The organism is Paraprevotella xylaniphila YIT 11841 (assembly GCF_000205165.1).
GTDB lineage: Bacteria > Bacteroidota > Bacteroidia > Bacteroidales > Bacteroidaceae > Paraprevotella > Paraprevotella xylaniphila.
In genome coordinates this window covers 33,706-54,746 of sequence record NZ_GL883856.1, presented here as the reverse complement: position 1 = coordinate 54,746, position 21,041 = coordinate 33,706, and the positions used below count along the sequence as shown (strand labels likewise).

The following is a 21,041-nucleotide window of genomic DNA, read 5'->3' as shown; positions in this document are numbered from 1 at the left end:
AATCTTCTATGTCACGACAGCGGGCGTGCCCGAAAGCACCGCCTTCTGTCTTCGTGGAGCAAAGATAGCGAAACTTCCCGAATAACAAAACAATAGCCCCGCCTAATCTCACGATCCGGCAGGGCTTCATCCACCAAAAGCACCGTCAGAAAAATGTCATTTTCACGGGAACAACCCCCTTTTCCTGCGCCTTTCCTCTTTCCGGGCTTCCTTCTCCTTGCGTTTCGCAGCCCGTTCCTCCACGTCGGCGAAACGGGTGCGGATGAACTCGTGCACGTCCTTCGTGCGGTAGAACACCTTGCCGCTGATGGTGAAGTACGGCAACACCCCGATGGCACGGTAGCGTTGCAGCGTGCGGATGCCCACCTTCAGCAGCAGGCACAGGTCTTGGTTGTCCAGCACCTCCTCGCCGTCGAGCGTGTTGTTCTTCTTCAGCACCCTTTCCAGCAATTTCTCCGTCCGGTCGAAGCGTTCCATGATGCGCTCCATCCAGCCCTCAAACTCTTCCCTGTCCGTGTACATAGCAGTCGCCCTCCTTTTCGATGATTTCCTTTTCCCGCATATAGCGGATGTAGCCTTTCGCCGTCCGTTCCTTCACTTCCAGCATCTCCTGTATCAGCTCGCACAGTTCGATGTAGCCGTACTTCTCCTGCCGGGCGAACGCCTCCCGTGCCATCTCCGCCAGCTCCTTCTCCTTGCGCTTCTCTTTCTCCGCCCTCGGCTTCTCGCCCACATAGACGGGCATCCCGGCTTGCTTGTCCCATCTGAACTGCATCAGCGGAATGTCCAGCGGGCTGCCGTCCCTGACCTTCAACGCCTTCACCACCGACACCTCCGGGTTCTCGTCCTTCTCGATGGAGAGGATGGCGGCGGACTTGCGTTGCAGCTCGCTGCCGAGGTGTCCCCGCAGCTTCAGTCCGTTCGGCACGAAATGCACCACGGCGGCGATACACGTGCGGTAGATTCCCGCCAGCCGGTAGATCTCGTCAATCAGCGCCACGCTCTCCGCCTCGTCGTTGGCGCAGCGGATCAGGTCCGCCACCCCGTCGATGACGACCAGATGGATGCCCCCGTGCAGGTAGTAGTACCGGTCCATGCTCTGCACGATGGCGGTCAGCCGCTCGCTTCTCGACATCCCCGTCAGGCAGTACACGTGCAGATACTCCGGCATCCGCTCACGCCCGGCACGGCGCAGCAGCCGCCCCGTGTTCTTGTGGAGCTGTTGCTCGCTCTGTTCCGTGTCGTAGAGCAGCACCGCACGCCCCTTGCGGTTCGGTTCCACCCGCACCCCCAAGAGATCGGCGTCCGTCTCCCGTTCCATGATCGCCCCGGCGACCAGTGCGGCGGTGTAGTTGCTCTTGCCCGTCCCTTCACCGCCCGTGATGCAGAGGATGTTCTCTTCCGAGCCTAACGGCACGTCCCCGGCGGTAACGATGGCGACCGCCTGTTCGGGCGGGTGGTCATAGTCGATCTCGCACGATTTCAGCATCGCCAGCGTGTCCCCGTACAGCGTGTCGAGCAGTTTCAGGAACAGCCCCATCAGCTCCTCCCTCGTGTGCCCGGCTTTGAAGTAGTCCGTCACGTCCTTCTCCGCCTTCGTCCCCGACAATGGCAGCACCAGCCGTTTCACCCCGTACTCCGCCAGTTGCGCACGGTGCTTCTCCGAGCATTCCAGCCCCGTCTTGTCCGTGTCGTACAGCAGCACGATGTGCTTGAAGCGATAGACCAGCTTGCGCACGGTCTTCGCCGGGATGACCGAGGTCTCCGAGTTGAAGCAGATGGCGTGGAAGCCGTGCGCCGCCAGCGTCAGCACGTCCTTCTCGCCGCCCGTGAGGAAGAGCAGGTCGCCCTTCGAGGGCAGTTGCTCCAGCCCGAAGCAGTAGTTGTCGCCCGTGTGCCCGCCATAGACGAAGCGCACCTCCGACATCGGGCGATAGACCTTCACGCCCTATTTCCCCCTGTACCCGAACATCGGTTCCGCCGGGGTGGAACTGAAGCCGAACGCCTTGCCCTCCCTCGTCTCGCCCCGGTACTCGGCGAGCGATACCGTCCCGTAGCGGCGCAGCACCTCCACGGTGATGCCCGATGCGCCCCAGTAGACAAGCTCCCCCCTCGGTGAAGGGCTTCTCCGCCGCCCGGTAGGGCTTCGGTTCGGGACGGTCGGCGGACACAGCCGCCTCTTCCGTGTCCGTTCCGGCTTCCCCGGCACCGCCGCCCCTTGCGCCCGGCACGAGCCGCAATCTCCGGCAGCCCCCGGTTCCCACCGTCCCGTCGGTCGGGCTGTCCCCGTCCAGTCCGAGGCACAGCTCCCGGTCGATGGTGTGCAGCACCTCCACGAAGTCGGCGGCGTTCCGGCAGTCCAGCCCTTTCAGCTTCGCCACGAGGAAGAAGCAGTCTCCCGAATAGTCCCCGTTGCCGAAGTCCTTCATCCGGTACGTACCGCTCCGGCGGTCGTAATACACGTTGCACGAAGCCTTGCTGTCGGCGTACAGCGGGTTCAGGAAGTTCCTGCCCACCCGCCACTTCACGGGCAGGTAGTGGCGGAACACGTCCAGCCCGTTACTGGTTCTTGCCAGCACTTCTTCCTTTCTTACCATAGCTTCCGTTTTTTCGGTTATGCAGGGGATGTTCCGCTATCATCCGGTCGATCTTGGCGGCGGGCGTCTCCACCATCCACCGCTCACGCAGGCTCTCGACAGCCTGCCGGGGATAGCGTATCTGCCGCCCGATCATCGAATAGGGGACGATGTTCTTCTGGCGGTAGCGTTGCAGGGTGCGGTGGCTGATGTCCAGCGCCTCGCACACCTCCTTGTGCGTCATCCACTTCGGGTCGGCTTTCCGTCCCTTGGTCACAGGGCTTTCCGCTTCCTCTTTCCGTTTGCGCTCCGTTTCCTCCCGGTTCCGGGATTCCTCCACGTAGGCGGTTATCTTCTCGATCTTCTCCACGAGCAGGCGGTAGGCGTTGCTCTCGATGGTCATTATTTCCATTGTCGTACTCATTTTTAGGTTTCTGCCGCAAATGTCGCCCGATTCGCCGGTTTTTCCTGCCACTATACCAGCACCTTGGCAAAGATTTTTTTTCGGGGCGCATTTTCGCCCTTGCCGCCGTTCCGGGCGGTAAAAAGGACCGAGACGGGGTAAAAAAGAGCGTCCGGAAGGCTCTTTCCAGCCCTTCGGACGCTCCCTTCCCGTGTCCTGCCGTCTCTGCCGCCCCGTTGCCAACTTGCTACCGGCTATCCATGTCCCGCATCTTTTTCAGCAGCCTCTCCTTCATCTCGTCCAAGAACGCCGTCGGGTTCTGTTGCCCCCGCAGCCTGCCGAAAGCGTGGTACACGTTGCCCAGATCCACGTGGAAATGCTTCTCGAACAGCGCAGCCAGCTCGCCGATCTCGGCGTTGCCCTCGTCCACGCTTCCCGTCACGTGTATGCCATAGACGAGCAGTATGGCGGCAACCTTCGTGTTCGTCCAGCGGTGTTCCTTCTCCGGCACGGCTTCCGTCTCCGTCCCCTGCGCCGCACGCTCCATCCGGCGGCTCAAGTGTACCAGCAGCATCTCCACCGAGATCAGCCGTGCCGCCAGTATGTCGTAGCCCGTGGAGAACTCCGCCTCCTCGTCCAGCACGAAGCTGCCGCTCTCGGGGCTTAGCTCGCCCTTCGCCCGCAGGAAATAGTAGCTGTCCCGGTACGTCGCCCCGCTGTGATAATACTGGTAAAAGGGCAGGTAGCGTTCCATCATCCGCTCGGCACGCTCCATCGCCTTGCGGTAGTACGGTTCGGCGACACGCAGGCAGGCGGGGCAGCCGCTCTCTATCTGGTACACCCGGTAATAGTACAGCAGCCTGCCCGTCAGGGCGGGTTTGTAATACTTGAAGTAGAGGATCTCCTTCGCGTCCCCGGCGAACGGATGGGCGAGGGCGTACTCCTTCAGTTCCCGGTTCTTGCCTTTCAGGTACGAGACCATCTCACGGCAGACGCCTATCACCTCCTTGCCGTCCATGCCGGGGGCTGTGGTCGCCATGCGCTGATCCACCTCCTTCAGCAGCCCGTTAAAATATTCTTCCATATAAATCTTGTTTCATGTTGTTTATAAGGGCGCAAAGTTAGCGGACGGCAGGGAAACGGACGTTCTGAATCCTCACCGCCGGATTCGGATTGTCCGCCAATCGGTCCCGGACGGTCGGTTTTTCACGGCAGGGCTGGAAAAGGGAGGCTAAACTGTACGGGCGCACCGGGCGATTTCACGGATTTCGGCAGGAGTAGCCTTCAGGTGCTTCTTGCAGAAGTCCCACAGGTAGCTCGGAGTGGCGAAGCCGCACACGTCGGCAATCTCTTGAAGGGGCATGTCCGTGTCCGCCAGCAGGGAGGTTACGTGCGCTTTCCGCTGTTCCGTCAGCCAGCGGTGCGGAGTGGTGTTCAGCTCCTCCTTGAAACGCCGTCCCAGCGTATTGACCGACATGGCGCATTCCCGTGCCAGTTCCTCCACGTTCTTCACCTTGGGCAGAGCCAGTGCGATTTCTTCCCGGAACGAGCAGCCCCGCAGGTGCGGCAGGTACTTTTCCACCTCCTGCAAGTCCGCCTTGCCGAACATCGGCGGTATGCCCTTGCGGTACTCGGACGCCCGTTCACGGCGGAAGCGGAACAGCAGTCCCGCCAGACGGTTGCAGAGCACGTTCAGGTGCGGGTATTCGTCGTAGGCGTTGATGCTTGCCTGCATCCGGCAGAGGAACAGGAATCCTCTGCAGTCCTTCTCCCGGAAATACGCCTCCGCCGTTTCCAGCAGGAAGTCTGACGAGCTTCCGTGGCGGTGATAGGCGACCAGTATCAGCAGCCCGGCTTCCTCCTTTACCCGGCACGAAAGTACGGGGCGGTGTTCCCGCAGCAGCTCCACCAGCCGCACCATCCGTCCGTTCTCCCGTGCGAGCCGTTCCGCCGCAATCCATGTCACCGGACGCTCCGCATCCGTTTGCGGCAATACCCTGCGTACCTTTTCCATCCATTCCCGCCATCCCTCCCGGACGGCTTCATTCATTAGAATTAGTGTAAGATTCTGTTTCATTTTGTTTCAACACGATATTAAATAATACAAATCTTACACGAAATTACAAATTGTTTGCAATAGATGTCCTGCCGACACCCCGTATCGGTCACGATATTTCCTTGAATTACAGATTCGGATTTTGCTCCATAGGTTCGGATATTCAGTCGTGAAAAAACAGAAAGGCTGTACCGGTTCCACCCGCAGAACGGCATGACAGTAAGCAGGGGGAGCCGGAAGAAAGTCATTCGCCGGTTGGTGAGTGCGTCTTTTCAACGGGATATTTGCCGTCCCGTATCTCCTGCAACCTTTCGATCAGTGGTTGCTCCTTGGAATGGTTCTTTTGTTCGGCTATAATGAAGAACGATGCAAAACTGCCGATAACATACAGCCAGAACAGGCATTGACCGAGCAATTTCCGGTATTCGCCCACTGTCTCGTACTTCGCCTGCATCGCTTTCAGCTTCGCAGGACGGTAATACAACTTTCTGGCAATCCAGATAAAAGGAGCGAGCGTCGCTGCGGCGAACAGATAGGCAACCGGGTTGAACCTGCTCCATTCCACCTTGTCCGTCAGGGAAGAGAACCAGCCCGTCAGCATATCCCATCCCCATGCCTCGAACAAAAGATGGAGAGCCATCAGGTTAAGAAGCCACAGGATTGCCATCGTCCACGTGGCATTGGAGATAACCGCCTTGTCTTTCCTTGCACGTTTGTTCTTGCTCCAGAAGTAATACATCCAGTATGCCGGTTCCTTGAACATAGCTTCCTCCTTTCCTTGTTTTCCGCTTGCTTATCCCGTTACGAAGAACAGCAACAGGGCGCATCCCGTTGCGGCGGCAACGATCAGCCCCAGCCAGAAACGGTAACTCCTTTCACCCAGCGTACCCAGCCAGAAATTCCCTTCCCAACTTCCCGGACGGGAGTACGTCCACCGCCATCCGCAGACAATCCCCACAAGCCACAGCAGCAGGATTCCCGCCACGATCAGGTAGCCGTACCTCGGATGCGCCTGCAACCACTCCGGCAGACCCTCCATAAACTCGCTTATCTTATCGAACCATTCCATAGCAATAACAGAAAAAGCCAAATTCATACCTTACGGACGAACCGTTATACATCAAAGCAAAAATAGTGAAAAGTCCAATCACTCAAAAAGTTTCACCGCAAAAATCTTTTCCGTTTGGAAGAAATACGTTTTATTTGCACCTATATAGCCGCAACGTATGAAGAAAGCCTCCCCACATAAAAGAACCAGTCGGCCGAAGCTCCCCGGATTCTTCGACCACCTCTTTTATTGGACGTGGCGCAGTTGTCGGCACGGCTTCCCGGATCGTAGTTTTGCGGTCATCAGTGTGGTCCAGTTCGCCTGCCTCCTGTTTCCTGTCGCCATCGCTTTACAGTTCTTGGGCACTCCGGCTGTCCGCTTCCTTTACGAAACAGACGACCGCCTTACGCTTTTCCCGCTGATACTGCCGTTCCCCGTATTGCTCTGGAGGAATATGCGCATCTATACCGAGGAGCGTTACCGCATGATGCACGACTATTACGGGGCGTTCCATGTATCGGTACGGCAACGCTATCGCCTCCGTTTCCTTGTCTGCACGGTGCTTGCAGTCCTTGCCATCCTGCTTGAAATACGGCTGTTCACCCTTTATCATGACCGCTGCACGGCCATATCCTCCGGCAACAGCCATCCCGCAAGCCTCTATGTCCCGTACCGGTATGACAACGGCAACGACCCCGTGCAGGAAGGCGTTTACCGCATCGTCGATGAAAAAGGGCGTATCGGATATGCGGACGAGCATGGCAATACCCTCGTAGAACCACGCTTCGCTTTTGGCTTTCCTTTCGAGAACGGGAAGGCGAAAGTAACCGACACGGGAGAACTGGAAGAAGCTCCCGGTTCGGATGGGGAATACCACTATTGGGAAAGCGATGATTGGTATTACATCGACCGCAAAGGGCAAAGGATTGAATAAAAGCCCCAAGACTGCCCTAAGCCCGACATTCCAGCCACCCCACCTGCCAAGCCCTTGCAGGGCAAACACGAAGCCGCCAAGCCCTATCGGAACATCCCGTTCATCCCACCTTTCCCCCGAAACAAACACCAAAACTCAAAACCAACTCATTTACAGAAACTTAAAAGAATATCGGTGCAAGCCGCAAAACAGCCCTGTGTGGCTGGTGCAAGGTGCAGCTATATATATAAATATAGCTGCACCTTGCACCACAGAAATACACACTGAAAATCAACATTTTACACTTCGAGTAAAACCACGGGTGCAACCTCGTTTTTTGCACCGCCTCCTGATTTTATGCTTTTCCTGTAATCCGGTAATCCCGAAAAATAAAAAATCCCCGAAACATTTCCCTTTTTCGGTCAAAATTCCTATATTTGCATCAGTTCCAAGAGCAGAGCGAAGCAATGCAGCGAAACCCGCACAGCTACCAAATCGCTACCGGCTACCGAACTTTCTACTCTTTAAGTCTTATCTACCAACCGATTACAAAAAAACGATTGTTTTTACGGAAAAATAAATCAAAAAAACGAGTTTTTGTTTTTTTCATACCTTGTGTACCATTAAAATAACGTATCTTCGTACCATTTCGTTTCTCGAATAAGAAAGAGTATTATGTGGGAAGTCCATTCGTCAGATAAAATCAGAATCAAAGATATAGCCGAACGTTCCGGCGTTTCGGTAGGTACAGTAGACCGTGTGTTGCATAACCGTCCCAATGTCTCGGGTAAGGCGAGAGCCAAAGTGGAAGCTATATTGAAGGAAATCAATTATCAGCCTAACATGTATGCCAGTGCCTTGGCATATAACCGTAAATATACGTTTTGCTGCCTGCTTCCCGGTCACGACAGGAATGCTTATTGGACCAACGTGGAAAAAGGGTTGCGGCAGTGCATTCTTAATCGAGGCGATTTCCACCTTTCGTTGATTACGGAGTATTATGACCAGTTTGAAGGTAGTTCTTTTGCCTCTGCCGCCGAGCGTATTTGGGATAAAAAGCCGGACGGGGTGGTCATTGTCCCACAAAATTTCGATGTGACCCAGACGTTTTGCCGCCGGTTACAGGAACAGGACATTCCATTTGTCTTTTTGGATTCCAATGTTCCCGAGATAGAGCCGTTGGCTTTCTTCGGACAAGATTCCTTGAAGAGTGGTTATTTTGCCGGGCGCATCTTCATGATGCAGGCCGGCGGACACGCCCGGCGCATTTTGTTGATGAAGCTCATGTCGAAAGGGCGTGTGGCCTCCCGTCAGCAGGAATACCGCGAGGTGGGTTTCAGGGAATACATGACGACATATTATCCGGATTGCGAAGTAGTGGAGCTTTCCCTGCAACTTGACGGAGAGGACGGATACGAAAGCAGGATACGTGCATTTTTGGATGAACATCCGGACATCCGGCATTGCATCACGTTCTGTTCCCGCGCATACATTTTGGGAGAATACTTTCAACATAACAGCTTGAAAGATTTCCATTTGTTTGGCTACGACATGGTGGGACGGAATGTGGAATGCCTCAAACAAGGCACTATCGATTTTCTTATTGCCCAACATCCGTGGAAACAAGGCTACAACAGCGTGAAGGCGCTGTTCAACCATATCGTGTTGAAGAAAGCCGTACAGCAATGCAATTACATGCCGCTTGAATTGTTGACGGCTGAGAATTATATTTATTATACGGCCGACGAGAAATGACCGGCCGTCCACATGTAAACGTTGCGAAATGTCTATAAATGGAAAAAGTGTGGCAGCCATCAGTCCGCTGCTCGTTTTCGTGCTCCTTTATCTCGTGACCAGCATTATCGTCCGTGACTTCTATAAAGTGCCTATCACGGTGGCTTTCATGGTGTCGTCCGTCTATGCGGTCGCGACCATGCGTGGCGTTCCGTTGGAAGAGAGGGTAAAGGTATATTCCCAAGGAGCCGGTTCGCCGAACCTTATGCTGATGATATGGATTTTTATCCTTGCAGGAGCTTTTGCCGCATCGGCCAAAGCCATGGGGGCTATCGACGCGACGGTGAACCTTTCCCTGCAACTCTTGCCGGAGAACCTGCTGTTGGGAGGCATTTTTCTGGCAGCTTGCTTCATCTCGCTTTCCATAGGGACTTCTGTCGGTACGATTGTGGCGTTAACGCCTTTGGCGGCAGGTATAGCCCACGAGACAGGGACAGGTCTTCCGTTGTTGGTAGCTATCGTAGCCGGAGGAGCTTTTTTCGGCGACAACTTGTCGTTCATATCCGATACGACTATTACGGCTACCCGTACGCAAGGATGTAAGTTGAGCGATAAGTTTAAAGTCAATTCACAAATCGTCATGCCTGCAGCCGCCATCGCGTTCGCATTGTATATATTTATGGGAGTACATATCCACGCACCGCAACAACTGCCCGAAGTGGACTGGATTAAGGTGGTTCCTTATATGGTGGTGTTGGTTACGGCCGTTGCGGGAATGAACGTCATGATGGTTTTAGTGCTCGGGTTGGTATTGAGCGGTGTGGTTGGCGTTTTTACGGGTACATACGATTTGTTCGGTTGGTTTGCTGCCATGGGAGAAGGCATCACCGGAATGGGGGAACTGATTATCATTACGATGATGGCGGGCGGACTGATGGAAACCATCCGCTACAACGGAGGTATAGATTATATCCTGCACGCACTGACCCGGCATATACGTTCCAAACGCGGGGCGGAATTAAGCATAGCGGCATTAGTGAGCGTTATCAACTTGTGTACGGCTAATAACACGGTAGCCATCATCACGGCAGGTCCGTTGGCCCATGACATAGCCGGAAAGTACGGAGTGGATAAGCGCAAAAGCGCAAGTATCCTGGATACGTTTTCTTGTTTTACGCAAGGGCTGATTCCATACGGGGCACAGCTCCTGATGGCTGCCGGGTTGGCATCCATCAACCCGATAGACATAATACCTTATTTATATTATCCGTTCATCATGGGGGCTTGTGCGCTGCTGAGCATACTGTTCCGTTACCCGAAAAAGTATTCCTGACGTGGATGAATGCCCAGTTGGATTGTGGGGAAAAACTATCAAAAAAAAGAAAAAGCCGATGAAATTTGAATTAAAGGAAAATGCCGGCCTTCCGGCGCATATACTGTGGACATTGGCCATTGTGGCCGGCATCTCCGTAGCGAACCTGTATTACAACCAACCTTTGCTGAACCTTATGCGGGCTGATTTGGGCATCTCGGACTTTCAGGCTAATCTGATTGCCATGATAACGCAAGTTGGGTACGCGCTTGGTTTGCTCTTCATCGTACCGCTCGGTGATTTATATCGCAGGAAAAGAATCATATTAATCAATTTCATCCTGCTCGTCTTTGCTTTGTTGGCCATGGCGGTGGCTGAAAGTATTTATACGGTTTGGACAGCTTCTTTAGTGACGGGTATTTGTTCCATGATTCCTCAAATATTTGTTCCTATAGCTTCCCAATACTCCCGTCCTGAACATAAGGGGCGCAATGTGGGAGTGGTCATTTCCGGCCTGCTTACCGGCATCTTAGCCTCCAGAGTGATCAGCGGTTGGGTGGGAGAACTGTTGGGATGGCGCGAGATGTACTTTATTGCTGCCGGACTGATGTGCATCTGTGCCTTCGTCGTCCTGAAGGTACTTCCCGACATACGTCCTACGTTCGAGGGGCGATACAGTACTTTGATGAAATCCCTGTTCCACCTTCTACGGGATTATCCGGCTCTTCGTATTTATTCCATACGGTCGGGATTGGCCTTCGGATCGTTTCTGGCGATGTGGTCATGCTTAGCTTTCAAGATGGGAAGCGCGCCGTTTTATGCCGACAGCGATGTGATTGGCGGACTGGGGTTATGCGGAATCGCCGGGGCACTCACGGCTTCTTTCGTAGGGAAATATGTGAAACGTGTAGGCATACGTAATTTTAATTTCATCGGTTGCAGTCTGATTCTGTCGGCATGGGCTTCATTGTATTGGGGTGGAAACAGTTATGTCGGTATCATTGCCGGAGTTCTGCTTATCGATATCGGCATGCAATGTATCCAACTCAGCAATCAAGCCAGTATCTTTGAACTGTGCCCCTCGGCCTCCAATCGTGTCAATACCATTTTCATGACCACTTACTTTGTAGGCGGTTCCATGGGGACTTTTCTGGCCGGAAGTTTCTGGCACATCGGCGGATGGGCAGGTGTGACCGCAGTCGGCGTTTTGCTGACGTTATGCTCTCTTTCCATCACATTGCGTTCCAAGAAATAATAAGGAATTTCATCCGTAGGATCATTCTTCCAACCAATCATCCGAGGGGCTGAAAGCCTTGTCGGCAAAAAGTTCTGCCAACCCCGATATTTGTTTCAACCGCAGAAGTTCGTCCTTGTCCATCCCTATATTGCGTATGATCCAACTGTCCGACATTCCGGATTTGGTCAGTTCAGACACGATATGGCTCATTAATTCCACCGAATGCATGCCGCGGGCCCGGTTGTGCCGTATGGTAGATGCCATGCGTTCCGAAAGGTCTTTGTCGATAACGGAAACAGGAAGCAACCCCTTCTCCCGTTCATAAATGCGTGGTGAAGTTTTCATGACTTGGTAACGATGGAATCCGTCTACGATTTCATACACGTCTTCTTCTTTCCGGTAATAACATACGCAGGGCATGGTGTAACCGTCTTCCCATATTGAGAGTTCCAGAAGTTTCATTTCGGGAGGGGCCACTATGTTGGGATTATATTCGTTTGCCACAACCTTTTCGATAGGCACCGCAATAATATTGTATACCGGGCTTTTATATTTGTCCATGTTCTAACGATTTATATTTCTTCATTACTCTTTCGCGCAGTTCTTTTTCCTGCTTGGTTTGTGCAAATCCCATGTATTTACACGTATGGTCGTTTTTCAATATACAGATACACATACGTTTATAGGTCGGTATCTCCTTAAATTCAGGGATGTCGATGTCATCCAGATATTCCATTCTTACCGGTTGTTTGTCCGTATGGTAGGCCGTTTTCTCTCCGAGGGCAAACTCCACACCGGCTTCGCGCAACTTTTGTATCGTCTCTTCACTCAAGCATCCTCCCCGCTTACGCCAGAAACGGATGCTTACGTCCAGTTTGTTGAGATAGTTCTGCCGAGTGGATTCCGGGAGCGTGTCTAAGAGGAAATACATATATTCTTGCCAAGAAAAGCCGGGAGGACATTTAATCATCCTCCACCCCATTGCCATGGTACGGCCATACATACCTGCGAAGTTTACTCCGTTGACTCTGCCTAACATTTTTCCCCAAGTGTCCGGGTCGATGATGCGATAAACTTTCAACGCCGAGATGGCTTGGGAAATAAACGGACTGGCCACACGTTGGTGAGCGATAGGAATTCCGGCCTGATAGTATAAGTCATACAAATGGTTGTACGTCCATTTGAATTTTCCGTTGGCCGTCCAGATATCTGTGGTTTTCCAGTCGTAAATGGGATATGCGTTGTATATGTGATGATCGAGCCTGTGAGTCCATTTATAATAGGCCAAACGTTTGTAGTTTCTGTCACTGTGGATGCTTCTCCATCGGTTAAAGCTCTCTTGCGTGCGTATCCCCACCAAGCAACAGACACGCTTGCATTTCTTTTGCATACGTAACCATGGGGCAAAAAGGTGTTGGAAATCATAGTCCCATAGTTCCTCGTTGAAAAACTCGAAGTCTTTGGCCGTATAGCAATCTTTGGGCTTTTCCCGAACCCAGATGTCACGCTTGCTCTCCTCCCACGGACGCCAATAAGATTGGTACATGGAAGTGCAAGTGGAAACTTTAAAAGGAACGCAACAGTGGTATACCTCTAGCATATCAGGATGGGAAGCCATGGTTTGTTCCACATATTCCGTAGTTTGCCGGTACTGTGCCTCGTAATCCATGTGGAATACTCCAAGCTTCCGGCCCGGTTCATGCTTTCGAAGGTAGTCGATACATAAGTTTAAAAGCACGCCACTATCCTTACCTCCGGAAAAGGATACATATACATAGTCGAAATAATCAAAAATGATTTTTAATCTCCGTTGCGTGGCTTCGTATACATTTAACTGGCGTATCATATTTCAGGGACAGGAATATACTCCATTTTATCATAAAGAGTCAGTTGCTTATCTGTTCGGAATTGATTTTGCCGGAAAGCTTCCGTATGACGTTTATGCACTAAGGCCGTCAGTAAAGAGTCGGCTTCCAAATCGTCGATGACATGATGTAACAAAGCATCAATCGTTTCCGTACGGTCTCCTTGTATGTAATAATTATCTATATGGTAATTCTTTTCATTTTTCTTCAAGGGGATGAATCCGACGATTACTCCGTCCGATATGGCGATATACCACAAGTAGCGGTTGGAGGTTTTAAAGGGATAATTATTATTCTGTCTTAAAATGGCCGGGTTCATGACCAGAGGTCCCACAAGTGGATACAGTCTGGCATCCACCCCGTTCAAACGCATTATCTCCATGCTTACAGGTAATTTTGTCCGACGTTCACTTATTTCCTTTTATTTTCATTCTTCCGACTCGAAAAAGTCGATATCTATTCGTTTCACCTCAAAGGTGTTGGCAGTAAACACCCCGATATTATAATCTATCATGTATTCACACAGTTGATTCCCATCTATCAACACGATTTTGATATTGTTCTGCGGTTTAAATTCCCGTGCTCCCCGACTGAACGAGGATGTGGTAATGAATATCCCTTTGGTGGCTCCTTTGCCGGCCAAAGCACCGACAAATTTTTGTACTTCGGGGCGTTCCACTACGTTATTCCAACGTTTAGCCTGGATATAAATGTTGTCCAGACCGAGTTTATCTTCTTTGATGATACCGTCTATGCCTTCATCCCCACTCTTTCCTACCACCATGCCCGCAGCCTCGTTTAAAGAACCGCCGTATCCCATCGCTACCAGTAATTTGATAACCAAGGCTTCGAAGAAGCCCGGGTCTTTTTTTAAGATACGCTCCAACAAATCTTGCGCCAATATATTGCGTAACTTCTTATATTCCTCTTCCATGATGATGTCCGGTGTCTGTATGGCACACTCAGATTCCTGTCTGGAATTCCGTTTCGGTTCACTGTTTCTGTTGGATAAAGCAATCCATTCCTTATAAGCCGGATAGTTGAAAAGCAATTTCATATTAATATGCTCCGGACGAGTTTGCAACAGGCGCAATCCCGCCTCCGTAATTCTATATTGTGCACGTTGAGGAGTTTCTAGCAAACCGGCTTTTTGCATGTGGGTTTTGGCCCATCCTACGTTACTTCTGAAACGTGTGGTCCTATTGCTGGGTAACATTTCCTTTACATCGGTTTCCGTCAGATGAAACTCTCTGATAAGTGCGTTTTGTATTTCTGTCATTGAATGGACGCTGCCGTCTTCTAATTTCCGAAGAAAAGGCAGCATGCAGGATTGGAAGTCCGGTATCATTGTTTATCGCTTGTTATATAGTGTCCAAAAGTACGAATATTTTTTCAGAAATCCATCGTATTTTTGCTACAAAAAGCATTTGTTTTATGATTTATCGGTAAAAGCGATATGTTGCGTAAAAGGCGGAAGCCGACAAGAGGTAGCCCGGTACAGTTCCATCAGAAAATTGCATTTTCATTTGCCTCTGCGCCCGCCTTTCACTACCTTTGCATTCATAACAGGCTTTTGGGATGAAATACGGAAAGATGAGTAAATATATATACGGCCTTGCTTTTGCCATGGCTTTTTTATGTGCATGCCGAGGTGAAGATGGAAGTTGTTCGTTGTCCTTTCAGCAATTAAAAGTTGAGAAGACCGTACCATTGGACAGCAGCGAGCACTCGCCTGCATGTAGAGTTATCATAGAGGCGGATGAGATAAACGACACGACCCGTGCCGCCCGGAACATGAACCGAACCATTGCCTTTCATCTGTTTGGAGGAATGCACCGTTCGTTCGCCTCGACCGCCGATTCGTTCTGTCTGACGTACGCGGAGCAATACCGGAGAAATTTGACCGATTTATACAAAGCCGACCGGCAAAGCGGCATCAACTCCTCGTGGTACGATTACAAATATCGGATAGCCACGGAACACAAAGACGGGCTGAACGGATATTTGTGTTATCTGATTCATAAAGTAAAGTACGAGGGAGGAGCACGCGACTATCGGGAGGAACAATGTTTGAATTTCGATACAGAAACGGGTGAGTTGGTGAAGTTGGAGGACGTGTTGCCCCCTGCTTCCTTGGCCTTGCTTCCTTCCTTGTTGGCAGACGAACTCCTGAAAACGTACGGTTGCCGCAACCGGGAAGAACTGCAGGATAAAGGCATACTACGGCTTACCGACATTTACATTCCCTTGAATTATGAACTGGGAAAAGAAGGTATTACTTTCATTTACAATGCCGACGAGATAGCTGCGTATGAAGTCGGGGCTATCAGGCTGACTTTGCTGTACAGTAGGTTGGAAACCCATACGAAATAAAAAATAAAGATATATGGAGCTGATTTTAAAATACTTTCCGAAACTTTCGGAAAAACAGACAGAACAATTCCAGCAGTTGGACGCGCTCTATCATGACTGGAATGCTAAAATCAATGTCATTTCTAGGAAAGACATCGACAATCTGTATGAACATCATGTATTGCATTCCTTGGGAATTGCCGAATTCACCCGTTTCAAATCCGGCACTGAGATTATGGATTTGGGGACGGGAGGCGGATTTCCGGGGATACCCCTCGCCATCATGTTCCCCGACTGCCATTTCCATCTGGTGGACAGCATCGGTAAGAAAATCAAGGTTTGCATGGAAGTGGCTAGGGAGCTCGGGTTGAAGAATGTGACTTTCCGCCATTGCCGGGCAGAGGAAGAGAAGGCCAAATTCGATTTTGTGGTAAGCCGTGCCGTCATGCCGTTGGCAGATTTGGTCAAAATTATACGCAAGAATATTTCTCCCGTGCAGCACAACGCCATCCCCAACGGCCTTATCTGCCTGAAGGGGGGCGAATTGGAGAAAGAGACGACCCCGTTGAAGAACCGCACAATGGTTACCCCGTTGAAAGAGTTCTTTACGGAAGAATATTTTGCCACCAAGAAAGTGGTGTACGTTTCACTTTAAAGGATAGGAAAGATGCTAGAGATAAAAAAAATTCCGGTAAACATGTTGGAAGAGAACTGCTACGTCGTGAGCGACGACACCCGTGAAGCCGTAGTCATAGATTGCGGTGCCCTTACCGACGATGACCGCAGGCAGATTATGGATTATATTGAAAACCGTCGTTTACAGGTCAGGCACCACCTTTGCACCCACATGCACTATGACCACTGTTTCGGGGCCGCATTCATTTGGGAGACCTTTCATGTCGGTCCGGAGTTCAACCGGGCAGACGAATCTATATATAAAGGTATGGGAGCGGAGATATTCGGACCGTTGGCACAGGTGATGAAAGAAGGGCTTACTCCTGCGGCAGCGCGTTACCTGACGGAGGGAGATGACATCTCGTTCGGACATCACACGTTAACCGTCCTGAATACTCCCGGACATACCCCCGGGGGCATTTGTTTTTACTGCGCTGTAGAAAAAGCCGTATTTGTCGGCGACACTTTGTTTTATTGCAGCGTTGGACGAACGGATTTCCCCGGCGGAGACAGTGAAGTCTTGTGCGAGAGTGTCAGGAACAAGCTGTTTACTCTGCCGGAAGATACCCGTGTCTATCCCGGGCACGGGCCACACACTGAAATCAGATTCGAGAAGACTCACAATCCATATGTATAAACGAAAAACTCTCTTCCGACTCACGTCGGAAGAGAGTAACAACACAAACACAAAATAAAACACGACAAAACTATTGTGCACACTAACCTGTCTTAAATTATTTAAAGCGTGATATTCCCGACTATTCACATATTGGAAATACCAACTGGATTAATGCGCAATTACGCATAAAGCGTCTTCTGTGTCCTTTATTTTATTTACATTATTCCTTTTTCGCGCAATACGCATTGCCATTTCCAAGCGGAGGCCAACACGTCCTCCAACGGAGTTTCGGCTTTCCAACCCAACACTTTATTGGCTTTGTCCACATTGCCCCACACCTTTTCGATGTCACCGGCACGGCGTCCTACGATCTTATAATTCAATTTCACACCGGTAGCTTTCTCAAAAGCATTAATCAATTCAAGCACGGAAGTACCCGTACCCGTACCGATGTTGTAAACCTCCACCGGTTCGGTAGTCTGGTCTTCCATGATGCGCGTCATGGCGCAAACATGTGCCTTAGCCAAATCCACTACATAAATATAATCACGGATGCAAGAGCCGTCCGGCGTGTCATAATCGTCTCCGAACACACTTAATTCCTTACGGATACCCATGGCCGTTTGTGTCAGGTATGGTATCAGGTTCTGAGGCACGCCGTTCGGCATTTCTCCGATAAACGCTGTGGGGTGCGCACCAATCGGGTTAAAATAACGCAACAAGATGGCTTTTATCGGAGAGCCGCTCTTGATGGTGTCCGCTATGATTTCCTCGTTAATCTGTTTGGTATTGCCGTATGGGCTTTCCGCCTTTTTGATGGGGGTCTCCTCTGTGGCAGGTAGCACATCCGGCTGGCCGTATACGGTACATGACGAAGAGAAGATGATACCCTTCACATCATACTTCGGCATCAACTGCAACAGATTAATCAGGGAAACGATATTGTTATGATAATACAGCAACGGTTTCTGTACGCTTTCACCTACAGCCTTGCTCGCTGCAAAATGAATGATACCGCTAATTTTCGGATATTTTTTGAATACCGACTCGGTGGCGTCGAAATCGCGCAAGTCTACTTTCTCAAAAGCCGGACGAATGCCGGTAATCTTTTCGATACCATCCAATACATCTTCACGTGAATTCGAGAGGTTGTCCACGATGACTACGTCATAACCAGCCTGCTGGAGTTCCACCGTCGTGTGTGAACCGATGAATCCGGTACCGCCTGTCACTAAAATTGTCTCTTTCATATTAGTAAGCTTCGATTTTTTGTTTTTGTAACAATAGCAAATGTACTAAATTTAATTATATGCTGTATGATTTTTGACCATAAAAAAGCGATACGACCTGCATTTTCTTTGCAGGTCGTATCAGTTTTGAAAAAACGTGGCGGATTAGAGGCTAAGAAATGCCTTCAATCCGTTATCTACTCCGCTGAATCCCATGAATGCCATGGCCAACAAACCAGCGGTGACCAACGCGATACTCATGCCCTGCATCCCTTTAGGTACGGACACAAGGTTGAGTTGCTCGCGTATGCCGGCAAATATAACCAATGCCAGTCCGAAGCCCAACGCAGTGCTCAAGGCATACCATACCCCCATCATCAGGTTGAATTCCTTTTGTATAACCAGGATGGCCACACCAAGCACAGCACAGTTAGTGGTTATCAGAGGAAGGAATACTCCCAATGCCTGATAAAGTGCCGGGGATACTTTTTTCAGGATGATTTCCACCAACTGCACCAATGCAGCAATAACCAAGATAAAAGCTATGGTCTGCAAATAGCCGAGTTCGAGCGGGTTCAAAACATAATACTGCAACAGGTAAGTCACCAATGTGGCGAGCACCAAAACGAACGCCACAGCACCTGACATGCCTAAAGCCGTATTGATTTTCTTGGATACGCCGAGAAACGGACAAATACCAAGAATTTGCGACAACACGACGTTGTTGACAAATATGGCGGTGATGAAAACGATTAAATACTGATATATTGCTTCCATATTGTTCTAAGTTTACAAATTTACGCTTTTTTCAGTTTGTTCACAATGGCAATCAAGTACCCCAATACGATGAAAGCCCCGGGAGCCAACACGAACATCAGCATGCCGTAATCTTCCGGCCAAACCTCCAGACCGAAGATTTTACCCGTTCCCAAAATCTCTCGTACGGCTCCGAGAACAGTCAAGGCGATTGTGAAACCTAACCCCATTCCTACTCCATCGAAAAACGAAGGTATCACTCCGTTTTTACTGGCAAATGCTTCGGCACGTCCCAAAATGATACAGTTCACTACAATCAAGGGAATGAACAAGCCCAATGTGGCATAGATGTCAGGAACGAATGCCTGCATGCACATTTGCAAGGCGGTTACGAAAGACGCGATGACGACAATGAATGCCGGAATACGCACCATGTCGGGAATCAAATTCTTAATCATGGAAATAACCACATTGGAACATACGAGCACGAAAGTCGTGGCCAATCCCATGGACATACCGTTCAATGCCGAAGAAGTCGTACCCAAAGTGGGACACATACCCAAAAGAAGTACAAACGTCGGGTTTTCTTTGATGATACCGTTCATCAACACTTTAAAATTATTCATATTACGTCCCTCCTTTCTTTAATGAATAGAATCACTTCCGGTTCCGGTTGCGCTTTCCACCCGTCCGGCCTGTACGCTAGCTCCGCTCGCTGCATCGCTGGTATTTCCTTTCAACGCCTGATAAGCAGCATTCACGGCATTCAGGAAAGCCCGGCTAGTAATGGTAGACGCCGTGATGGCGTCGATGTCTCCGCCGTCTTTGGATACGGCCAGTTCCTTCTCTCCCGGATTCCGCCCGATAATGTCGCCCTTACCGCCTTTTTGGAACCACGTGTCGGCTTTCACACCCAGTCCGGGAGTTTCTACCGTAGCCAGAATCGTATAGCCCAGAATGTCACCAACCTCATTAAAACCAACCAGGACTTCAAGCGGTCCGCCGAACCCATTGGTTACAGCCTTCACGGCCGTTCCCTTGTCGGTTTTATAGAGAGTATAACCGTTTGATTCTACCGGTTCTTCAACTTTTAAATCACCGGGTTGACCTCCCAAAATCACTTTTTTGATGCCATCCTGCAAATTCTTTGCGTTGATTTCGGCAATGGGGCCTTGTGTCACCTTATTAATATAAGCCAAAGTCCCCCCGGCTATGAGGGAAATGGCGGTCAGCACCAGGACCATATTGAGTAATGAAGACTCTAACTTTTTCATTTTTTTACGACCTCCCCGAATCTTTTAGGTTTACAATAGGTGTTAATCAACGGCGTAAAGGCGTTCATGATTAAGATTGCGAACGACATACCTTCAGGATATGCGCCGAAAGTACGAATGACTACGGTGAGCATACCTATGGCCACTCCATAAATAATCTGTCCCTTTGCCGTCATGGGCGAGGTCACATAATCCGTAGCCATAAAGCAGGCCCCTAACATCATACCACCCGTGAGCAATACGGACACGGGAGACGCATAAACGGGATTAGACAGATGGAGCAGTCCGGCCAACACAAAAACGGTAGCCAAAATGGAAACTGGAATGTGCCATGTCACGATACGCCGGGCCAACATATAGGCCAGACCTATCAATAAGGCCAAAGCGCTCACTTCGCCCAAGCATCCTCCGGTCTGACCTACGAGCATGTCAATAGCGTCTGGCAATCTTTGAAGTACGGAAGCGTCTCCGCTCTTGATTGCTTCCTTCATGACAGCCAACGGAGTGGCACCTGTTTCGGCATCGAGATAAGCTACCATTTGTCCGGGCACAGGCCATGTGGTCATCTGCACCGGGAATGAAACCAGAAGGAACACGCGCCCCACCAATGCCGGGTTGAAGGGATTACACCCTAATCCGCCGAAAGTCATCTTACCGATACCGATGGCTACCAATGCTCCGATGAGGATAATCCATATCGGCAGATTGGAAGGCAGATTGAACCCCAACAGCAGTCCGGTCAGGATGGCCGAACCGTCTGTTATCGTTACTCGATCGCGTTTCAATACATATTTCGTTATAGCCCACTCGAAGAACACACAGGCAGCCACGGACGTAGCCAATACGATAGCGGCTCCCAACCCAAAGAAATACAACGAGGTTAACAGGGTCGGTATGAGTGCGATGCACACTCCATACATATTTCTTTGTACACTATCCCGTCCATGCACATGGGGCGACAGCGATACAATTAATTTCTTTGCCATAATCTT

22 protein-coding genes and 1 pseudogene are annotated in these 21,041 nt (G+C 50.6%); 7 read left to right on the top strand and 16 right to left on the bottom strand.

Annotated features, from left to right (window positions below; all coding sequences use genetic code 11):
• Positions 1 to 162: 162 nt before the first annotated feature.
• The 7 genes and pseudogenes from HMPREF9442_RS08750 to HMPREF9442_RS08720 form a co-directional block, all read right to left on the bottom strand.
• Positions 163 to 522 carry a helix-turn-helix domain-containing protein gene (locus HMPREF9442_RS08750; protein WP_004327328.1) on the bottom strand — a complete coding sequence of 120 codons (360 nt, stop codon included), beginning with the start codon at positions 520 to 522 and terminating at the stop codon, positions 163 to 165.
• Positions 497 to 2,597 (bottom strand): annotated as a pseudogene (locus HMPREF9442_RS08745) (AAA family ATPase). Before HMPREF9442_RS08745 ends, HMPREF9442_RS08750 begins: the two are co-directional and overlap by 26 nt.
• A complete protein-coding gene (locus HMPREF9442_RS08740) occupies positions 2,560 to 2,988 on the bottom strand; it encodes a helix-turn-helix domain-containing protein (protein WP_032581435.1) in 429 nt (142 codons plus the stop codon). The pseudogene HMPREF9442_RS08745 and the gene HMPREF9442_RS08740 overlap by 38 nt, the downstream one beginning before the upstream one ends.
• 238 nt (positions 2,989 to 3,226) lie before the next feature.
• The gene (locus HMPREF9442_RS08735; protein WP_004327325.1) at positions 3,227 to 4,063 is read right to left on the bottom strand and encodes an RteC domain-containing protein; all 837 of its coding nucleotides are present in this window, start codon (positions 4,061 to 4,063) and stop codon (positions 3,227 to 3,229) included.
• A gap of 147 nt (positions 4,064 to 4,210) precedes the next feature.
• Positions 4,211 to 5,056 carry a helix-turn-helix domain-containing protein gene (locus HMPREF9442_RS08730; protein WP_008627616.1) on the bottom strand — a complete coding sequence of 282 codons (846 nt, stop codon included), beginning with the start codon at positions 5,054 to 5,056 and terminating at the stop codon, positions 4,211 to 4,213.
• A gap of 223 nt (positions 5,057 to 5,279) precedes the next feature.
• Positions 5,280 to 5,798, bottom strand: a complete 519-nt coding sequence (locus tag HMPREF9442_RS08725) for a hypothetical protein (protein WP_008627612.1) — start codon at positions 5,796 to 5,798, stop codon at positions 5,280 to 5,282.
• Between the two features lie 30 nt (positions 5,799 to 5,828).
• A complete protein-coding gene (locus HMPREF9442_RS08720; protein WP_008627610.1) occupies positions 5,829 to 6,131 on the bottom strand; it encodes an immunity 17 family protein in 303 nt (100 codons plus the stop codon).
• 130 nt (positions 6,132 to 6,261) lie between these two features.
• Between HMPREF9442_RS08720 and HMPREF9442_RS08715 the strand changes: the two genes are divergently transcribed.
• The 4 genes from HMPREF9442_RS08715 to HMPREF9442_RS08700 all read left to right on the top strand — a co-directional run bounded on the left by HMPREF9442_RS08715 (position 6,262) and on the right by HMPREF9442_RS08700 (position 11,297).
• Complete coding sequence (locus HMPREF9442_RS08715; RefSeq protein WP_008627608.1) at positions 6,262 to 7,017, top strand: WG repeat-containing protein; 756 nt, start codon at positions 6,262 to 6,264, stop codon at positions 7,015 to 7,017.
• Positions 7,018 to 7,671: 654 nt separating this feature from the next.
• Complete coding sequence (locus HMPREF9442_RS08710; RefSeq protein WP_008627603.1) at positions 7,672 to 8,751, top strand: LacI family DNA-binding transcriptional regulator; 1,080 nt, start codon at positions 7,672 to 7,674, stop codon at positions 8,749 to 8,751.
• A gap of 28 nt (positions 8,752 to 8,779) precedes the next feature.
• The gene (locus tag HMPREF9442_RS08705) at positions 8,780 to 10,063 is read left to right on the top strand and encodes a Na+/H+ antiporter NhaC family protein (RefSeq protein WP_008627602.1); all 1,284 of its coding nucleotides are present in this window, start codon (positions 8,780 to 8,782) and stop codon (positions 10,061 to 10,063) included.
• Positions 10,064 to 10,121: 58 nt separating this feature from the next.
• Positions 10,122 to 11,297 (top strand): MFS transporter, encoded by a 1,176-nt coding sequence (locus tag HMPREF9442_RS08700; RefSeq protein ID WP_040602866.1) that lies wholly within the window; start codon positions 10,122 to 10,124, stop codon positions 11,295 to 11,297.
• A gap of 21 nt (positions 11,298 to 11,318) precedes the next feature.
• Here HMPREF9442_RS08700 and HMPREF9442_RS08695 read toward each other — a convergent pair whose 3' ends face one another.
• Genes HMPREF9442_RS08695 through HMPREF9442_RS08680 form a run of 4 tightly spaced genes read right to left on the bottom strand, consistent with a single transcriptional unit; the run spans position 11,319 to position 14,492 of the window.
• Positions 11,319 to 11,840, bottom strand: coding sequence for an IbrB-like domain-containing protein (locus HMPREF9442_RS08695; protein ID WP_008627598.1), 522 nt, complete (start codon positions 11,838 to 11,840; stop codon positions 11,319 to 11,321).
• Positions 11,827 to 13,125 (bottom strand): DUF3440 domain-containing protein, encoded by a 1,299-nt coding sequence (locus tag HMPREF9442_RS08690; protein ID WP_008627596.1) that lies wholly within the window; start codon positions 13,123 to 13,125, stop codon positions 11,827 to 11,829. Before HMPREF9442_RS08690 ends, HMPREF9442_RS08695 begins: the two co-directional genes overlap by 14 nt.
• Positions 13,122 to 13,526 carry a hypothetical protein gene (locus tag HMPREF9442_RS08685; protein WP_008627594.1) on the bottom strand — a complete coding sequence of 135 codons (405 nt, stop codon included), beginning with the start codon at positions 13,524 to 13,526 and terminating at the stop codon, positions 13,122 to 13,124. The genes HMPREF9442_RS08690 and HMPREF9442_RS08685 overlap by 4 nt, the downstream gene beginning before the upstream one ends.
• A 45-nt stretch (positions 13,527 to 13,571) precedes the next feature.
• Positions 13,572 to 14,492 (bottom strand): restriction endonuclease, encoded by a 921-nt coding sequence (locus HMPREF9442_RS08680; RefSeq protein ID WP_008627590.1) that lies wholly within the window; start codon positions 14,490 to 14,492, stop codon positions 13,572 to 13,574.
• A 245-nt stretch (positions 14,493 to 14,737) separates the two neighbouring features.
• Here HMPREF9442_RS08680 and HMPREF9442_RS08670 point away from each other — a divergent pair, with 245 nt between their 5' ends.
• From HMPREF9442_RS08670 to HMPREF9442_RS08660, 3 genes are read left to right on the top strand one after another with little or no spacing between them, the layout of a single operon-like run.
• Positions 14,738 to 15,517, top strand: coding sequence for an RsiV family protein (locus HMPREF9442_RS08670; RefSeq protein WP_253271070.1), 780 nt, complete (start codon positions 14,738 to 14,740; stop codon positions 15,515 to 15,517).
• Positions 15,518 to 15,530: 13 nt separating this feature from the next.
• Positions 15,531 to 16,151 carry a 16S rRNA (guanine(527)-N(7))-methyltransferase RsmG gene (gene rsmG, locus HMPREF9442_RS08665; RefSeq protein WP_008627587.1) on the top strand — a complete coding sequence of 207 codons (621 nt, stop codon included), beginning with the start codon at positions 15,531 to 15,533 and terminating at the stop codon, positions 16,149 to 16,151.
• 12 nt (positions 16,152 to 16,163) lie between these two features.
• Positions 16,164 to 16,808, top strand: coding sequence for an MBL fold metallo-hydrolase (locus HMPREF9442_RS08660; RefSeq protein ID WP_008627586.1), 645 nt, complete (start codon positions 16,164 to 16,166; stop codon positions 16,806 to 16,808).
• 197 nt (positions 16,809 to 17,005) lie between these two features.
• Here HMPREF9442_RS08660 and galE read toward each other — a convergent pair whose 3' ends face one another.
• The 5 genes from galE to HMPREF9442_RS08635 form a co-directional block, all read right to left on the bottom strand.
• A complete protein-coding gene (galE, locus tag HMPREF9442_RS08655; protein WP_008622763.1) occupies positions 17,006 to 18,040 on the bottom strand; it encodes a UDP-glucose 4-epimerase GalE in 1,035 nt (344 codons plus the stop codon).
• Positions 18,041 to 18,184: 144 nt separating this feature from the next.
• Positions 18,185 to 18,796, bottom strand: coding sequence for an electron transport complex subunit RsxA (gene rsxA, locus HMPREF9442_RS08650; RefSeq protein ID WP_008627585.1), 612 nt, complete (start codon positions 18,794 to 18,796; stop codon positions 18,185 to 18,187).
• Positions 18,797 to 18,816: 20 nt separating this feature from the next.
• Positions 18,817 to 19,401, bottom strand: coding sequence for an RnfABCDGE type electron transport complex subunit E (locus tag HMPREF9442_RS08645; RefSeq protein WP_008627584.1), 585 nt, complete (start codon positions 19,399 to 19,401; stop codon positions 18,817 to 18,819).
• Positions 19,402 to 19,419: 18 nt separating this feature from the next.
• Positions 19,420 to 20,049 carry an RnfABCDGE type electron transport complex subunit G gene (locus tag HMPREF9442_RS08640; RefSeq protein WP_008627583.1) on the bottom strand — a complete coding sequence of 210 codons (630 nt, stop codon included), beginning with the start codon at positions 20,047 to 20,049 and terminating at the stop codon, positions 19,420 to 19,422.
• The gene (locus HMPREF9442_RS08635) at positions 20,046 to 21,035 is read right to left on the bottom strand and encodes an RnfABCDGE type electron transport complex subunit D (protein ID WP_008627582.1); all 990 of its coding nucleotides are present in this window, start codon (positions 21,033 to 21,035) and stop codon (positions 20,046 to 20,048) included. Before HMPREF9442_RS08635 ends, HMPREF9442_RS08640 begins: the two co-directional genes overlap by 4 nt.
• Between the last annotated feature and the right edge of the window lie 6 nt (positions 21,036 to 21,041).

Excerpts from the sequence above, each read along its gene's own strand:
- HMPREF9442_RS08750 (WP_004327328.1), bottom strand. The coding sequence starts at position 522 with ATGTACACGGACAGGGAAGAGTTTGAGGGCTGGATGGAGCGCATCATG.
- HMPREF9442_RS08740 (WP_032581435.1), bottom strand. The coding sequence starts at position 2,988 with ATGGAAATAATGACCATCGAGAGCAACGCCTACCGCCTGCTCGTGGAG.
- HMPREF9442_RS08735 (WP_004327325.1), bottom strand. The coding sequence starts at position 4,063 with ATGGAAGAATATTTTAACGGGCTGCTGAAGGAGGTGGATCAGCGCATG.
- HMPREF9442_RS08730 (WP_008627616.1), bottom strand. The coding sequence starts at position 5,056 with ATGAAACAGAATCTTACACTAATTCTAATGAATGAAGCCGTCCGGGAG.
- HMPREF9442_RS08725 (WP_008627612.1), bottom strand. The coding sequence starts at position 5,798 with ATGTTCAAGGAACCGGCATACTGGATGTATTACTTCTGGAGCAAGAAC.
- HMPREF9442_RS08720 (WP_008627610.1), bottom strand. The coding sequence starts at position 6,131 with ATGAATTTGGCTTTTTCTGTTATTGCTATGGAATGGTTCGATAAGATA.
- HMPREF9442_RS08715 (WP_008627608.1), top strand. The coding sequence starts at position 6,262 with ATGAAGAAAGCCTCCCCACATAAAAGAACCAGTCGGCCGAAGCTCCCC.
- HMPREF9442_RS08710 (WP_008627603.1), top strand. The coding sequence starts at position 7,672 with ATGTGGGAAGTCCATTCGTCAGATAAAATCAGAATCAAAGATATAGCC.
- HMPREF9442_RS08705 (WP_008627602.1), top strand. The coding sequence starts at position 8,780 with ATGTCTATAAATGGAAAAAGTGTGGCAGCCATCAGTCCGCTGCTCGTT.
- HMPREF9442_RS08700 (WP_040602866.1), top strand. The coding sequence starts at position 10,122 with ATGAAATTTGAATTAAAGGAAAATGCCGGCCTTCCGGCGCATATACTG.
- HMPREF9442_RS08695 (WP_008627598.1), bottom strand. The coding sequence starts at position 11,840 with ATGGACAAATATAAAAGCCCGGTATACAATATTATTGCGGTGCCTATC.
- HMPREF9442_RS08690 (WP_008627596.1), bottom strand. The coding sequence starts at position 13,125 with ATGATACGCCAGTTAAATGTATACGAAGCCACGCAACGGAGATTAAAA.
- HMPREF9442_RS08685 (WP_008627594.1), bottom strand. The coding sequence starts at position 13,526 with ATGGAGATAATGCGTTTGAACGGGGTGGATGCCAGACTGTATCCACTT.
- HMPREF9442_RS08680 (WP_008627590.1), bottom strand. The coding sequence starts at position 14,492 with ATGATACCGGACTTCCAATCCTGCATGCTGCCTTTTCTTCGGAAATTA.
- HMPREF9442_RS08670 (WP_253271070.1), top strand. The coding sequence starts at position 14,738 with ATGAGTAAATATATATACGGCCTTGCTTTTGCCATGGCTTTTTTATGT.
- rsmG (WP_008627587.1), top strand. The coding sequence starts at position 15,531 with ATGGAGCTGATTTTAAAATACTTTCCGAAACTTTCGGAAAAACAGACA.
- HMPREF9442_RS08660 (WP_008627586.1), top strand. The coding sequence starts at position 16,164 with ATGCTAGAGATAAAAAAAATTCCGGTAAACATGTTGGAAGAGAACTGC.
- galE (WP_008622763.1), bottom strand. The coding sequence starts at position 18,040 with ATGAAAGAGACAATTTTAGTGACAGGCGGTACCGGATTCATCGGTTCA.
- rsxA (WP_008627585.1), bottom strand. The coding sequence starts at position 18,796 with ATGGAAGCAATATATCAGTATTTAATCGTTTTCATCACCGCCATATTT.
- HMPREF9442_RS08645 (WP_008627584.1), bottom strand. The coding sequence starts at position 19,401 with ATGAATAATTTTAAAGTGTTGATGAACGGTATCATCAAAGAAAACCCG.
- HMPREF9442_RS08640 (WP_008627583.1), bottom strand. The coding sequence starts at position 20,049 with ATGAAAAAGTTAGAGTCTTCATTACTCAATATGGTCCTGGTGCTGACC.
- HMPREF9442_RS08635 (WP_008627582.1), bottom strand. The coding sequence starts at position 21,035 with ATGGCAAAGAAATTAATTGTATCGCTGTCGCCCCATGTGCATGGACGG.